The 14,452-nt window shown below is 62.4% G+C and carries 13 protein-coding genes and 1 pseudogene; 6 read left to right on the plus strand and 8 right to left on the minus strand.

All coding sequences use genetic code 11. The features are described 5' to 3' along the window. Positions 1-5: 5 nt before the first annotated feature. Positions 6-1,172, minus strand: a complete 1,167-nt coding sequence (gene sucC / locus FDM28_RS02925) for an ADP-forming succinate--CoA ligase subunit beta (protein ID WP_138512860.1) — start codon at positions 1,170-1,172, stop codon at positions 6-8. A gap of 203 nt (positions 1,173-1,375) precedes the next feature. On the opposite strand from sucC, the gene argC reads away from it, so the two are divergent. Beyond that, entirely contained in the window at positions 1,376-2,317 is a 942-nt protein-coding gene (gene argC / locus FDM28_RS02930) for an N-acetyl-gamma-glutamyl-phosphate reductase (RefSeq protein WP_138512862.1), read from the plus strand. Positions 2,318-2,360: 43 nt separating this feature from the next. On the opposite strand, the gene recX is transcribed toward argC, so the two are convergent. Continuing rightward, on the minus strand, positions 2,361-2,810 hold the full coding sequence (gene recX, locus FDM28_RS02935) for a recombination regulator RecX (RefSeq protein ID WP_138512864.1): 450 nt from the start codon (positions 2,808-2,810) through the stop codon (positions 2,361-2,363). 86 nt (positions 2,811-2,896) lie between these two features. Next, positions 2,897-3,994, minus strand: coding sequence for a recombinase RecA (recA, locus tag FDM28_RS02940; protein ID WP_138512866.1), 1,098 nt, complete (start codon positions 3,992-3,994; stop codon positions 2,897-2,899). 143 nt (positions 3,995-4,137) lie between these two features. On the opposite strand from recA, the gene FDM28_RS02945 reads away from it, so the two are divergent. The 3 genes from FDM28_RS02945 (at position 4,138) to FDM28_RS02955 (ending at position 6,933) form a co-directional block, all read left to right on the plus strand. Continuing rightward, positions 4,138-4,614: a MarR family winged helix-turn-helix transcriptional regulator gene (locus FDM28_RS02945; RefSeq protein WP_138512868.1), complete on the plus strand. Its 477-nt coding sequence runs from the start codon at positions 4,138-4,140 to the stop codon at positions 4,612-4,614. 93 nt (positions 4,615-4,707) lie between these two features. After that, positions 4,708-5,382: a response regulator gene (locus FDM28_RS02950; RefSeq protein WP_138512870.1), complete on the plus strand. Its 675-nt coding sequence runs from the start codon at positions 4,708-4,710 to the stop codon at positions 5,380-5,382. Positions 5,383-5,475: 93 nt separating this feature from the next. Further along, complete coding sequence (locus tag FDM28_RS02955; RefSeq protein ID WP_138512873.1) at positions 5,476-6,933, plus strand: sensor histidine kinase; 1,458 nt, start codon at positions 5,476-5,478, stop codon at positions 6,931-6,933. Positions 6,934-6,937: 4 nt separating this feature from the next. Here FDM28_RS02955 and FDM28_RS02960 read toward each other — a convergent pair whose 3' ends face one another. The 3 genes and pseudogenes from FDM28_RS02960 to FDM28_RS02970 form a co-directional block, all read right to left on the minus strand. Beyond that, complete coding sequence (locus FDM28_RS02960) at positions 6,938-7,597, minus strand: SPOR domain-containing protein (RefSeq protein WP_138512875.1); 660 nt, start codon at positions 7,595-7,597, stop codon at positions 6,938-6,940. Positions 7,598-7,602: 5 nt separating this feature from the next. Next, positions 7,603-8,376: a biotin--[acetyl-CoA-carboxylase] ligase gene (locus tag FDM28_RS02965; protein ID WP_420853001.1), complete on the minus strand. Its 774-nt coding sequence runs from the start codon at positions 8,374-8,376 to the stop codon at positions 7,603-7,605. Positions 8,377-8,381: 5 nt separating this feature from the next. Beyond that, a pseudogene (locus FDM28_RS02970) lies at positions 8,382-8,867 on the minus strand (SET domain-containing protein); the annotation flags it as partial. Positions 8,868-8,969: 102 nt separating this feature from the next. Here FDM28_RS02970 and FDM28_RS02975 point away from each other — a divergent pair. Together FDM28_RS02975 and FDM28_RS02980 are read left to right on the plus strand one after the other, a co-directional pair. Then, positions 8,970-11,945, plus strand: a complete 2,976-nt coding sequence (locus FDM28_RS02975; protein WP_138512882.1) for a DNA topoisomerase III — start codon at positions 8,970-8,972, stop codon at positions 11,943-11,945. Positions 11,946-11,991: 46 nt separating this feature from the next. Beyond that, positions 11,992-12,936 carry a cation diffusion facilitator family transporter gene (locus FDM28_RS02980; protein ID WP_138512884.1) on the plus strand — a complete coding sequence of 315 codons (945 nt, stop codon included), beginning with the start codon at positions 11,992-11,994 and terminating at the stop codon, positions 12,934-12,936. Between the two features lie 29 nt (positions 12,937-12,965). On the opposite strand, the gene FDM28_RS02985 is transcribed toward FDM28_RS02980, so the two are convergent. Continuing rightward, the gene (locus tag FDM28_RS02985) at positions 12,966-13,574 is read right to left on the minus strand and encodes a TIGR00645 family protein (protein ID WP_138512886.1); all 609 of its coding nucleotides are present in this window, start codon (positions 13,572-13,574) and stop codon (positions 12,966-12,968) included. 79 nt (positions 13,575-13,653) lie between these two features. Further along, the gene (locus FDM28_RS02990) at positions 13,654-14,448 is read right to left on the minus strand and encodes an aldose epimerase family protein (RefSeq protein ID WP_138512888.1); all 795 of its coding nucleotides are present in this window, start codon (positions 14,446-14,448) and stop codon (positions 13,654-13,656) included. Positions 14,449-14,452 lie beyond the last annotated feature (4 nt).

Here is a 14,452-nt window from a genome sequence, read left to right on the forward strand (position 1 = left end):
TTTCCTTAGCGGGCTTTGACGGCTGCAACAACTTTTTCGGCCGCTTCGGCCATGCTGTCGGCGCTGATGATGGGCAAGCCGGACTCGGCCAGCATCTTTTTGCCCAAGTCTTCGTTGGTGCCCTTCATACGCACCACCAATGGCACGGACAGGTTCACCGCCTTACAAGCCGTGATCACGCCGGTCGCGATGGTGTCGCACTTCATGATGCCGCCGAAGATGTTGACCATGATGGCCTCGACCTTGGGGTTCTTCAACATGATCTTGAAGGCTTCGGTCACCTTCTCGGGAGTAGCGCCGCCGCCCACGTCCAAGAAGTTGGCTGGCTCTGCGCCGTACAACTTGATGGTGTCCATGGTGGCCATGGCCAAGCCGGCACCGTTCACCAGGCAACCGATGTTGCCGTCCAAGCTGATGTAGGCCAGGTCGAACTTGGAGGCTTCCACTTCGGCCGCATCTTCTTCGTCGAGATCGCGGTACGCCACGATTTCGGGGTGGCGGAACAGCGCATTAGGGTCGAAGTTGAACTTCGCATCCAAGGCCATGACGTTGCCCTTGCTGTCGCAATTCAGGGGGTTGATTTCCACCAAGGACGCATCGGTGTCCATGTAGCACTTGTAGATCTTGGCGAAAATGTCCACAGCTTGGTCGACGGAAGCGCCAGTCAAACCGATAGCTGCTGCCACCTTTTTGCTCTGCTCTGTGGTGATGCCAGTCAGGGGGTCGATCATCTCGGTGATGATCTTCTCGGGGGTGGAGTGAGCCACTTCCTCGATGTCCATGCCGCCTTCGCTGGAAGCGATCAGGGCCACCTTTTGGGTTGCACGGTCTGTCACCAGGGAAACGTAGAGTTCGTTTTTGATGTCGGCGCCGTCTTCGATGTAGAGGCGGCGAACCTTTTGGCCTTCGGGGCCGGTCTGGTGCGTCTTGAGCTGCATGCCCAAAATTTCAGTCGCCAGGCGCTTGACGTCGTCAATCGACTTGGCCACCTTGACGCCGCCGCCCTTGCCGCGACCACCTGCGTGGATTTGTGCCTTGACAACCCATACCGGGCCGCCGAGTTTTTGAGCGGCTTCCACCGCTTCTTGCACTGTAAAGGCCGGGATGCCGCGGGGGACCGGCACACCGAATTGGCGCAAGATTTCCTTGCCTTGGTACTCGTGAATCTTCATGACGTCTCTCTCTGGGACAGGACTATGTTCACCGTGCGGCAACGAGGATGTGCTAAACACACGGCACTGGACACATCAACGTGCGAATGTATCATGCTGCGACGCACAAAACTTGTGCAAGGCTTACAGCCGGCGCACACAGAGTCGACCATGCCCGATACGCGCCGGAGTCTGATCCGCAATATTTGCCACTTGCTTACACCATGAAAAAAATCTTTATTGACGGCGAAGCCGGCACCACCGGTCTGCAAATCCGCGAGCGTCTGCAGACCATGCCGCAGATTGAACTCATCAGCATTGACCCGGCATTGCGCAAAGACCCGCAGGCCAAGCGCGCCCTGATTGCACAAGCCGACCTGGTGATCTTGTGCCTGCATGACGACGCCGCCAAAGACACCGTGGCCATGATTGACGCGCTGGAAAAAGACACCGGCCGCCCGGGCCCGCGCATCATCGATGCATCCACCGCGCACCGCGTGAATCCGGAGTGGGTTTATGGCTTTCCGGAATTGGCCGCCACGCAGCGCGATGCCGTCGTGAACGCCCGGCGCGTCAGCAACCCCGGCTGCTACGCCACGGGGGCGATTGCCTTGATCCGCCCGCTGGTGGATGCCGGTTTACTGCCCGCCGACTTTCCGGTGTGCCTGCCCTCGGTCAGCGGCTACTCCGGCGGCGGCCGCGCCATGATCGAGGCTTACGAGCAAGGCAGCGCTGCACCCTTTGAGCTGTACGCCCTGGGCCTCAAGCACAAACACATTGCAGAAATCATGCAGTACACCGGCCTGACCCGCCGCCCCTTGTTTGTGCCGGCCGTCGGTAATTTCATCCAGGGCATGTTGGTGCAACTGCCTCTGCATTTGGATACGCTGCCCGGCAAACCCAGCGCGCAAGACCTGCATTCAGCCTTGGCCAAGCACTATGCGGGCAGCGAGTGGGTCACCGTAGAACCCGTGACGCACGACCTCAAGCTGGATGCGGTTGCCTTGGCAGACACCAACAAACTCGAACTTCGCGTGTTCGGCAACGATGCCGCTGCGGATGGTTTTGCCCACGCGGTGCTGGTGGCCCGCTTGGACAACCTGGGGAAGGGTGCCAGCGGTGCAGCAGTGCAAAACCTGCAGTTGATGCTGGGCTTGGAGGGCTAGGCTCGGCGGCCCGGCGCTGAAACTGGCCCTCATGCTGCGAGGCTTAGTCCTCGTCTGCGCCCGACACCACCCGATGGATGGTGTCTCCGCCGAAGCCGCGCCCGGCCAGAAAACGCATCTGCTTGGCGCGCTCGGCAGCATCTTGCGGCTGGGTGCCGAATTTTTTGCGCCAGACCTCACGCGCCCGCTCCAACTCCGTTTCGCGCAGCGTGGCCACCGCTTCCGACACCGCCTCAGGGGCCAAGCCTTTGGCTTGCAGCTCTTGCTTGATGCGTGCAGCGCCTAGCTTGCCGGCGCGGCGGTAGAGCACAGAGCCCACCACCCGCTCGTCGTTGATGAAGTCTTTGGCGGCCAAGGTGTCCAAGGCCTTGGCCAGCGCGCCGGGCTCTTCCTCAAAGCGCTGGAGCTTGCGCTCCAGCTCCGCGCGGGAATGCTCCCGGGTACTGAGCAGGCGCAGCGCCCTGCCGGTCAGTGAAAGCGACGGGGTCGCCATAACTCAGCGGCTGGAGCGCGCGCTTTTTGCTATATTTTTAATAGCTACTTGCGCACATTGCATAAGGGCTAGCACCATATAAAGCCTTATTCTGCCTTGTCCGCTTTATCGGCCTTATCCGCCTTCTTGCCCTTGGTTTTGCCCTCGGTCTCGGCCACCGGCAGCAGCGGGATACCCAGGTTAGCGCGCACCTTGTTCTCGATCTCCACCGACAACTCGGGGTTCTCGCGCAGGAATTCACGGGCGTTGTCGCGACCCTGGCCGATTTTCTCGCCTTGGTAGGCGTACCAGGCGCCGGATTTTTCCAGGATACCGGCATTCACGCCCATGTCGATGATTTCACCGTGGCGGCTGATGCCCTCGCCGAACAGAATGTCGAACTCCGCCGTCTTGAACGGAGGGCTGACCTTGTTCTTGACCACTTTGACTTTGGTCTCGTTGCCGATCGCGTCTTCACCCTTTTTGATGGTGCCGGTGCGGCGAATGTCCAAACGTACCGAGGCGTAGAACTTGAGCGCGTTACCACCGGTGGTGGTTTCGGGCGAGCCGAACATCACACCGATCTTCATGCGGATCTGGTTGATGAAGATGACCATGCAGTTGGTCTTCTTGATGTGGGCGGTGAGCTTGCGCAGTGCCTGGCTCATCAGGCGGGCTTGCAGACCGGGCAGGCTGTCGCCCATTTCGCCCTCTAACTCGGCCTTGGGGGTCAGTGCTGCCACCGAGTCCACAATGATCAGGTCCACCGCGCCGGAGCGCACCAGACTGTCCACAATTTCCAGCGCTTGTTCGCCGGTGTCGGGCTGGCTGATCAGCAGGTCTTGCAGGTTCACGCCGAGCTTCTGGGCGTACTGGATGTCCAGCGCATGTTCGGCGTCCACAAAGGCGCACTGGCCGCCTTGCTTTTGCATCTCGGCCACCACTTGCAGCGTCAGGGTGGTTTTACCGGACGACTCCGGGCCATAAATTTCCACGACACGACCACGGGGCAGGCCGCCTACGCCCAGCGCAATGTCCAGGCCCAGCGAGCCGGTGGACACGACCTGGATGTCCTCAATCACTTCCCCCTCGCCCAGACGCATGATGGTGCCTTTGCCGAATTGCTTTTCGATCTGGGCCAGAGCGACTTGCAGGGCCTTGGCCTTCTCAGCGTTGGCGGCGGGGTTCTTGACGGGTGCGTCCATGGAAATCTCCTGAAAAATCAAGGGGTTGGTCAGTTTGCATCTATCTGTCTTTAACAACAGGCTGGATGCTTGAACAGTAGTTTATGGGCAAGGTGAAATCGCTACAAGCTGTTTTTTAGTCAGTTTGCATTACCATTTGCACCATGCAATCTCCCCTTCATACCGACACCTGGCGCACCAACCATGTCGGTCACTGGCTGCGCCTGGCACTGGAGCGCTTCGATGCGCGGGTGCTGGCGCTCATGGGCAGCCACCCTGCCGTTCCGCTGGGCCTGGCCAATCTGGCCGCGCGGGGGCAGGTCGGAGCCGCGCACATCCACATTACCCGGCACCTGGACTTGCAGGGCACCCGCCTGACCGAGCTGGCCGCCCGCGCCGGCATGACCAAGCAGGCCATGGCCACACTGGTCGGCCAGTGCGAAGCCTGGGGCATGGTGGAGCGGCTGGACGACCCTGCAGACGCACGGGCCAAGCGCATACGTTTCACCCCCGCAGGCCTGGCATGGGTGCAGGCCTACCAGGACGCCGTGCAACAGGCACAGGCGGAGCTGGAGCAATCGGTAGGCCCCGAAGTGGCCACGGTGATCACTCTGGGCCTGGAAGCCTATGCCAGCCAGTGAGCGACGCCTGTTCCAACGCAAAAGCACGCCACACCCAGGCGCCTAGAATGACACTCAAGCGGCCGCAGCGCCGCACCCCGCACGGAGACACGCATGCGCATACTGATAGCTGAAGATGATCAAGTTCTGGCCGATGGCCTGTTGCGCGCCCTGCGCAGCGCCGGCGCCGCCGTGGACCACGTGGCCAGCGGCACCGAAGCCGACGCCGCGCTGATGACCAACACCGAGTTCGACCTGCTCATTCTCGACCTGGGCCTGCCCAAAATGCACGGCCTGGAAGTGCTGAAAAAGCTGCGCGCGCGGGGTTCCTCGCTGCCGGTGCTCATCCTGACCGCGGCCGACAGCGTGGACGAGCGCGTCAAAGGCCTGGACTACGGCGCCGACGACTACATGGCCAAGCCCTTCAGCCTGCAGGAGCTCGAAGCCCGCGTGCGCGCCCTGGTGCGCCGCGGCATGGGCGCGAGCAGCAGCAGCATCAAGCACGGCCCGCTGACCTACGACCAGGCCGGCCGCGTGGCCACCATCGACGGCAAGATGGTGGAGCTGTCTGCCCGCGAACTCGGCCTCTTGGAAGTGCTGTTACAGCGCGCCGGCCGCCTGGTCAGCAAAGACCAGCTGGTGGAGCGCCTGTGCGAATGGGGCGAAGAGGTCAGCAACAACGCCATCGAGGTCTACATCCACCGCCTGCGCAAGAAGATCGAGAAGGGCCCCATCCGCATCGCCACCGTGCGCGGCCTGGGCTACTGCCTTGAAAAGATTCCCTCCTGAGCCATTTGCTATGGTTTTCATAGCTGCTCGCGCAAATTTCACCTGCGCTAGAGGCCGATTTAGCACCCCACCCAGCGTGATGAGGCAGCCTCTGTGAAGATTTTCCAGCGCGAGCAACGCAGCCTGTTCGGGGAAATTCTCGACTGGATGCTGACCCCGCTGCTGCTGCTGTGGCCCGTCAGTCTGGTGCTCACCTGGCTGGTGGCGCAGGGCATTGCCGGTAAGCCGTTTGACCGAGCGCTGGAGTACAACGCCGGCGCCCTGGCCCAGCTCATCACCGTTAACAAAAACAAGGCCCAGTTCGTGCTGCCCCTGCCGGCGCGCGAGCTGCTGCGCACCGATGACGCCGACACGGTCTACTACCAGGTGCTGGGTACCCATGGCGAGTACCTCAGCGGCGAGAAAGACCTGCCCGCCCCCCCGGAAGACGAGCGCCTGCCCCCGGGCGAAGTGCGCATGCGCGAGGTGGACTACAAGGGCGTAGACCTGCGCGTGGCCTATATGTGGGTGCGCGTAGACCTGCCCGACGGCAGGCCGGCTTTGGTGCAGGTAGCCGAAACCATGGACAAGCGCTCGGTGCTGGCCACCGAAATCGTCAAAGGCGTGATGCTGCCGCAGTTCGTCATCCTGCCGCTGGCGGTGCTCCTGGTGTGGCTGGCGCTGGTGCAAGCCATCAAACCGCTGAACCGGCTGGAAGAGCGCATACGCGCCCGCAGCCCGGACGACCTGAGCCCGCTGGATGTGGAAGCCGTGCCCTTGGAAGTGGTGCCGCTGGTGTCCTCAGTGAACGACCTGCTGATGCGCCTCAAGGACTCGATTGCCACGCAAAAGCGCTTTCTGGCCGATGCAGCCCACCAGCTCAAAACGCCGCTGGCCGGCCTGCGCATGCAAGCCGACCTGGCGCAGCGCCAGGGCGCGAGTGCGGACGACCTCAAACAATCCCTGCGGCAAATCGGCCGCTCCAGCATCCGCGCCACCCACACGGTGAACCAGCTGCTGGCCTTGGCCCGCGCCGAGAGCAGTGGCACCGTGCTGGCCCACCAGCCCTGCGACCTGGCCAAACTCACCATGGATGTGGTGCGCGACTGCGTGCCCCGCGCACTCGAAAAATCGATTGACTTGGGCTACGAGGGCGTGGAAGCCGGCACACCGGGCGTGGCCATCCAGGGCAACCTCACCCTGCTCAAGGAGATGGTGCGCAACCTGGTGGACAACGCCATCAACTACACGCCATCCACCGGCGAGCGCCCCGGCGTCATCACGGCGCGGGTGCTGCTGGACCCGTTCAGCGGTGCGCTGGTGCTACAGGTGGAAGACAACGGCCCGGGCATCCCGCTGGCCGAGCGGGAGCTGGTGTTTCAGCCCTTTTACCGGGCGCTGGGCAATGAAGCCGATGGCTCGGGCCTGGGCCTGCCCATCGTGCAGGAGATTGCCCGCCAGCACCATGCGGATATTGCGGTGGACGACAGCCGCCCCGGCCACACACCGCCGGGCACCACGTTTACCTTGCGCTTCTCGCGTCCTATCGAAGCCGACAACGCACCGGCGTGAGGTCTTAGCTGCAGGCCTTGAAAGCGTGGCCGGCCAGCGACGCTTTGAGCTCCGGCAGCTTGGCTTTGAGGCTCTCGGAGACCGCAGGCAACTTCAGCTGGTGGGTGGTCCCCGCCTCCCGCTCCTGCACCACCTTGGCAGTGCGGATGCCTTTGGGTGCCAGCTTGGTCAATTCGGCCTTGGCTGCAGCTTCGCTGTCAAAACCGGCCAGCACCAGGCCGGGCTGCAACTCGGGGTTGGCGACTGCATCCGCCTTGATGCCCATGCCGGCCAGCTCCGCACGCTTTTTGGCTTGCAACTCGGCATTGGCGTATTTGCCCATGTAAACAATCCAGCGCGCCGGCTCCTTTTGCGACTCCATCTGCCAGCTACCGCTGGGCAGGGTGGCATCCAGTGCTTTGCGCAGCGCAGCCGTTTGTACCTCATCAAACGGGCCGGCCTGCAGGCACTCCTTGGGGGCTGAATCGGCCTGCACCTGGGCTTCGGCTTTTTTCAAATCACCCGCACTCAAGAGCTGGATCGCCTCGGGCTTGATCTGCTGTTCCAGGCGGTGCGGCTCATTGGGGCTGACCGGCGCAAAGCCGTAGGCGCGCAGGTAGTTCTGGCTCCACGCAAAGTACACCCCATTGGCCAGCAGCAACACCAGAACAATCAATCGCAACATATAGATCAAGTCGAAAAAGGCGGCGGAGCCGGACGCACACTCACCTCCGCGCTATTGATTTTGAGAACGCCCGCCTCAGTATGCACCAGCAACACACCGCCGGCATCCACCCCTTTGGCGATGCCCTGGGTGCCATCGGTACACACGACTGGCTGGCCGTACAGCAGGTCACGGGCATGGAACGCGTTGCGCAACGGTGCAAAGCCGCTGGACGAAAACGCAAGCACCGCGTGCACCAGTGGTGCTGCCACGCGCTGCAACACGGTGGGCGCATCCAGCTCGGGCATCAGCTCCTGCAAGGCCGCAGGCGGGGTGCGCAAGCCATCGCCCTCGCGGGGCGTGATGTTGATGCCGATGCCGATCACCGCGTAGCGCTGATCGCCGGCACTCGCGGTTTCGATCAGGATGCCGGCGAGCTTGCGCCCCTGCCACCAGACATCGTTGGGCCACTTGAGTTGCAGGTCCGGGTGCAGGCTTTGCACCACCGACAAGCCCACCGCCAGCGACAGGCCCGACCAATCCTGCGGCTGCAGGGGCAAGCCCAATGAGAAGGTGAGGGTGCCACCATCGCCTTGGGTATCGCTCTTCCAGTCCCGGCCCAGGCGACCGCGTCCGGCAGTCTGGCGCTCGCCGACCAGCAGCACAGGATCGGTCAAGCCCCCACGGGCCCGGCGCATCAGCTCGGTGTTGGTGGAATCGACTTCTGACAGCACCTCCACACTGAAACCCGGGAGCACGGCAAATACCTCCTCCCAAATCGCTTCAGCGGGCCAGCGCATGCTCATCTTTTAGGGGCAAGAAGGGTGCCGCGGCAGTTGGCGCTGCCGCACCAGCAGGGGTATTCGGCCTTGAGTTTGGCGGTGTAGCGCTCTTCAAGAATGAGGCCGTAGTCGTAGTTCAGCTCTTCGCCCGCGCGGATATTGCGCAAGGCCTTGATGAATACCCGCCCGTCTTCCTCGTCGGCGATGCAGTTGCCGTCACACGAATGGTTGATCCAGCGGGAGGAGTTGCCGCCGTACAAGGCATCAATGACCGAGCCGTCTTCCAATGAGAAATAGAAGGTGTGGTTCGGGTCTTGGGGGTCGTGGGGGTGGCGGTCCTGGGCTTCCTGCCAGCTGATGACCTCGCCCACATACTCAATGATGGTTTCACCTTCGGCAATGTCCTGCAGTGCGAACACCCCCTTGCCATGCACCCCGGAGCGCCGGGTCTGAATGCGGCGCTGGCTGGAGGATGCGACGGCGGAAGATTTCACAGGGGTTTTTGCCACGGCACAAAAATTTGGTATGGTGAATCGTATGGGCGCGCATGTGTGCGTGCCTGCGTGTGCAAGTGCGCGCCTGCGCGCACGCGAGAACTGGATTGTAGTCAGATGAAAACACTTGTTATTGCGGAAAAGCCGTCGGTCGCCCAAGACATCGTGCGTGCACTCACACCGGTGGCCGGCAAGTTTGAGAAACATGATGAGTACTTCGAGAGCGACACCTATGTCGTCTCCAGCGCCGTAGGCCACCTGGTCGAGATCCAGGCGCCTGAGGCTTATGACGTCAAGCGCGGCAAATGGAGCTTTGCGCAGCTGCCGGTCATCCCCCCCCACTTCGACCTCAAGCCCGTCGACAAAACCAAGACACGCCTGAACGCCGTGGTCAAGCTGGCCAAACGCAAGGATGTGGACAAAATCGTCAACGCCTGTGACGCGGGCCGCGAAGGAGAGCTGATCTTCCGCCTGATCGAGCAATACGCTGGTGGCGCCAAGCCACTGGGCAAGCCGGTGAGCCGCTTGTGGCTGCAGTCCATGACGCCCCAGGCCATCCGCGATGGCTTTGACAACCTGCGCACCAACGCCCAGATGCAACCCCTGGCCGACGCCGCCCGCTGCCGGTCGGAAGCCGACTGGCTGGTAGGCATCAACGGCACCCGCGCGATGACGGCCTTCAACAGCCGCGACGGTGGCTTCTTCCTGACCACCGTGGGTCGGGTGCAGACACCTACCTTGTCCGTGGTGGTGGAGCGCGAAGAGCTGATCCGCAAGTTCGTGAGCCGCGACTATTGGGAAGTGCACGCCACCTTTGCCGCCCAGGCCGGTGAGTACCCTGCCAAGTGGTTCAACCCTGCGCACAAGAAGGATGTCGGCACGGGGGAGGGGCCCGGTGCCACCGGTCCGGACGCGGAGAAGAAGGCCGACCGCGTATGGTCCCTGGCCGAAGCCAAGGCGATTGCAGACGCCGTGCGCGGCCAGCAGGCCACGGTCACAGAAGAGAGCAAGCCCACCACCCAGGCTTCGCCTTTGCTGTTTGACCTGACCAGCTTGCAACGTGAAGCCAACGGCAAGTTCGGCTTCTCCGCCAAAACCACCTTGCAGATTGCCCAGAGCCTCTACGAGCGTCACAAGGCCTTGACCTACCCGCGTACCGATTCGCGCAACCTGCCCGAAGACTATGTGCCGGTCGTCAAAAAGACGTTCGAGATGCTGGCCGACAGCGATATGCGCCATCTGGCGCCGCACGCCCTGGTCGCACTGAATAACAACTACATCCGCCCCACCAAACGCGTCTTCGACAACGCCAAGGTGTCAGATCACTTTGCGATCATCCCCACCCTGCAAGCGCCCAGCGGCCTGAGCGAGGCGGAGCAAAAGCTGTACGACTTGGTGGTACGCCGCTTCATGGCGGTGTTCTTCCCCAGCGCGGAATACCAGGTCACCACCCGCATCACCACCGCTGCCCAGCACGCCTTCAAAACAGAAGGCAAGGTACTGGTCAAGCCGGGCTGGTTGGCCATCTACGGCAAAGAAGCCGCCGCTGAAGTGGAAGACGCCAAAGAAGGCGACAAGGGCCAGAACCTGGTGCCCGTGGCGCCCGGCGAAAAGGTCAAGGGCGACCCGGTAGACCCCAAGGGCCTCAAGACCAAACCACCTGCACGCTACTCCGAAGCCACGCTGCTCGGCGCGATGGAAGGTGCCGGCAAAACCGTGGAAGACGACGAGCTGCGCGAAGCCATGCAAGAGAAGGGCCTGGGCACACCAGCCACCCGCTCCAGCATCATCGAAGGTCTGATCGCAGAAAAGTACATGCTGCGCGAAGGCCGCGAGCTGATTCCCACCGCCAAATCCTTCCAGCTCATGACGCTTCTGCGCGGCCTGGATGTGCAGGAACTGACGAAGGCCGAACTCACCGGCGAATGGGAATACAAGCTCGCCCAGATGGAGCAGGGCAAGCTCAGCCGTGAAAAGTTCATGGCCGAGATCGCCGCCATGACCGAGCACATGGTCCGGAAAGCCAAGGAATACGACCGCGACACCATCCCCGGTGACTACGCCACGCTCGCAGCTCCGTGCCCCAACTGTAGTGGCATCGTGAAGGAAAACTACCGCCGCTACACCTGCACCGGTGCAGACGGTCACAGCGAAGGATGCGGCTTCTCGTTCGGCAAGTCTCCCGCAGGCCGCACTTTTGAGCTGGCCGAGGTGGAGCAGTTCCTGCGCGACAAACACATTGGCCCGCTGGACGGTTTCCGCTCCAAAGCCGGCTGGCCTTTTGTGGCCGAGATGGTCATCAAGTTTGATGAAGAGGCCAAGAACTACAAACTGGAGTTCGACTTCGGCGACGACAAGGCCGGCGAAGAAGACGGCGAGATCATCGACTTCAGCACGCAAACTGCGCTGGGCGCCTGCCCCAAGTGCGGCGGCAACGTCTTCGAGCACGGCAAGAACTACGTGTGCGAAAAATCGGTGCCCACCGATGCACAGGCCACCCCGAGCTGCGACTTCAAGAGCGGCCAGATCATCCTGCAGCAACCCATTGAGCGCGAGCAGATGCAAAAGCTGCTGGCCACCGGCAAGACCGACATGCTGGAGAAATTTGTCTCCATGCGCACCCGCCGCAACTTCAAGGCCATGCTGGCTTGGGATGCGACCGAAGGCAAAGTGAACTTCGAGTTCGCCCCCTCCAAGTTCCCTCCCCGCAAAACGGCCTACAAAGCAGCTGCAAAAACCACAGCCGCTACAAAAACAGGAGCTGCTCGCGCAGGTTCTGCGGGCGCTGCAGCCAAAAAATCCCCTGCAAAGAAAGCTGCTGCCGTCAAAGAGGCCAAGCCCAAAGCCCCGCGCAAAACCACGGCCGCCAGCGGCAAGCAGCCCAGCGCCGAGTTGGCCGCGGTGATCGGCGCCGAGCCGATTGCGCGCCCACAGGTCATGAAAAAGCTGTGGGACTACATCAAGGCCAACGGCCTGCAAGACGCCAAGGACAAGCGCAGCATCAATGCCGATGCCAAGCTGCTCGCGGTGTTCGGCAAGCCGCAGGTCACCATGTTTGAGTTGGCCGGCATTGCGGGCAAGCACCTGAGTTGAGGACGGGTTAAGCAAACCTTCATACACACGAGGCAGACTGCGCGCCATGCAATTCATTGAACAAGACGACGAGTCCGAACACGCACTACATAGCGCAGCGGAGCGTGCCGCCGTGGCCTCGCGCAGCACCTGGGTGAGCGTGGTGGTCAATGTGGTGCTCAGCACGGTGCAAATCGTGGTGGGCATCGCGGCCAAATCGCAAGGTCTGGTGGCAGACGGTATCCATTCGCTGTCTGATCTGGTGTCCGACTTCGTGGTGCTGATTGCCAACCACTTCAGCCGCAAGGATGCGGACGAAGACCACCCCTACGGCCACCACCGGTTTGAAACCGCTGCCTCACTCGCGCTGGGCGTGATTCTGCTTACCGTGGGCTTGGGCATGGTGTGGTCCGCCGTGGGCAAGCTGCAGACGCCGGAGAGCATTCCCACCGCCCACGCCAGTGCGCTGTGGGTGGCCGGTGCGGCGCTGGTGTTCAAAGAACTGCTGTTCCGCTACATGCTGGCGGCTGCCAAGCGGGTCAAATCGAGCATGCTGGTGGCCAACGCGTGGCACGCACGCTCCGACGCCGCGTCCTCCCTCGTGGTCGGGCTGGGCCTGATCGGCAATTTGATGGGCTACCCGCTGCTGGACCCGCTGGCCGCCTTGGTGGTGGGCCTCATGGTCAGCAAAATGGGCTGGAGCTTCGGCTGGGATGCGCTGCACGACCTGATGGACCGCGCCGTGGATGAAGAAGAGGTGGAAGCCATTCGCGCCACCCTGAAAGCCACCCCCGGTGTGGCCGGTGTGCACGATGTACGCACCCGCAAGATGGGCGACATGGTGGTGGCCGATGCCCACATTGAAGTGGACGCCAAACTCACCGTCGAGGAGGGCCACAACATCGCGGTGGCGGCCCGCCTGGCGGTGCTCAAACGCCACCGGGTACTCAACCTGATGACCCATGTGGACCCGGCCCACCGGCCGGATGCAGACCACCAGCCGGTGGCCTGACTCAAAACCCCTAGTTAGTGACTTCGGGCTCAGTGCCCGGTGTTCTGGTGGCTGCTGTTGAGCAGCTTGTCGGTGTACGCAATGGCAATGGCCGAGAACAAGAAAGTGATGTGGATGGCCGTCTGGGCAATCAACACCTTCTCGTCGTAATTGGCGGCGTTGATGAAGGTCTTGAGCAGGTGGATGGAGCTGATGCCGATGATGGCGGTGGCCAGCTTCACCTTGAGCACCGAGGCGTTCACATGGCTCAGCCACTCGGGTTGGTCGGGGTGGCCGTCCAGGTCCATGCGGCTCACAAAGGTCTCGTAGCCGCCCACGATCACCATGATCAGCAGGTTGGAGATCATCACCACGTCAATCAGCGCCAGCACCACCAGCATGATGATGGTCTCGTTCAACGCGGGCACGGGCACATCCGACTTGTAGCCGATGCTGGACACCAAGGCCTGCAGCGCGGTCTGGCTGCCGAAAGCGGCTTCCAGCAGGTGCACCAGCTCCACCCAGAAGTGAAACACGTACACGCCCTGCGCGGCGATCAGGCCCAGGTACAGGGGCAGCTGCAACCAGCGGCTGGCAAAAATGAAGTTCGGAATAGGGCGCAATTTGGGGCTCTTGGGAGTGGATTCAGGGGATGTCATGGAGTTTTCCGTTGGATGGTGCCGGGCACCGTGTGCGCCGGCATTGTAAAAAAGCGGGGCATACCCCTACGCGGCGGTGCTAGGTAACGATAAAAAAGCACTGGCTACCTTGCCAATGCGCGCCGGATGCGAGCTGCACCGGAACGCCGACAAAAGCAGCCTCCACACACAGGAAGCGCGCATAGCCCCCAGCGGGCAGGTCGGCCATCACGGCCTGCGGCCCGGGGTTCCAGACCACGGCGTCGGTAAAGCCCTCGTGGGCCAGGTCCAGCGCGCTGGCAGGGCTGCGCAGGGCAAATGGGCCGGGCACGGATTCAAACAAGTGGTCAATCGGCTCGGCCAGCGACAAGACCTCGCCCTGCGGCAAGACACCGATCAGCGTGGTCCGGGTCACGTCGCCCACCTCCAAGTAGGTGTGTAGCGCGGCATGAAAGCTCAAGGGGCTGCTGCCGGTGTTGTGCACGGCCAGCGTCATGCGCAGGCCGGCCGGCACCAAGGCCACAGTCAAGGTACATGCACAGTCATGCGGCCACAAAGGCGTCTCGTGCGCAGCGTGCTGCATGCGGAAGACCAGCTGCGGCTCGGCAGAGGTCCCATCCGAGGGCACCCATTCCCATACACGGGTGCGCGCAAAACCATGGCGCATGATGGGGCCACGCTCGTTGAACTGCGGAAAAATCACCGGTACACCGCCGCGCACCGCTTGGGGGCCGGCCAGCGCAGAGGCCGGGCTGCGATACAGGCGCTCCACACCTTGCGCATCCACCCACGAGATCACCTGGGCGCCACGCAAGAGCACAGTCACCGAATCGCCTGCGGGGCCTCGCAGCTGGACTGCGGGGGCCCCTTCCATCATCAAAGTCTGAACATGCATGCAC

This window comes from Rhodoferax bucti, from assembly GCF_005876985.1.
Taxonomy (GTDB): Bacteria; Pseudomonadota; Gammaproteobacteria; order Burkholderiales; family Burkholderiaceae_C; genus Allorhodoferax; species Allorhodoferax bucti.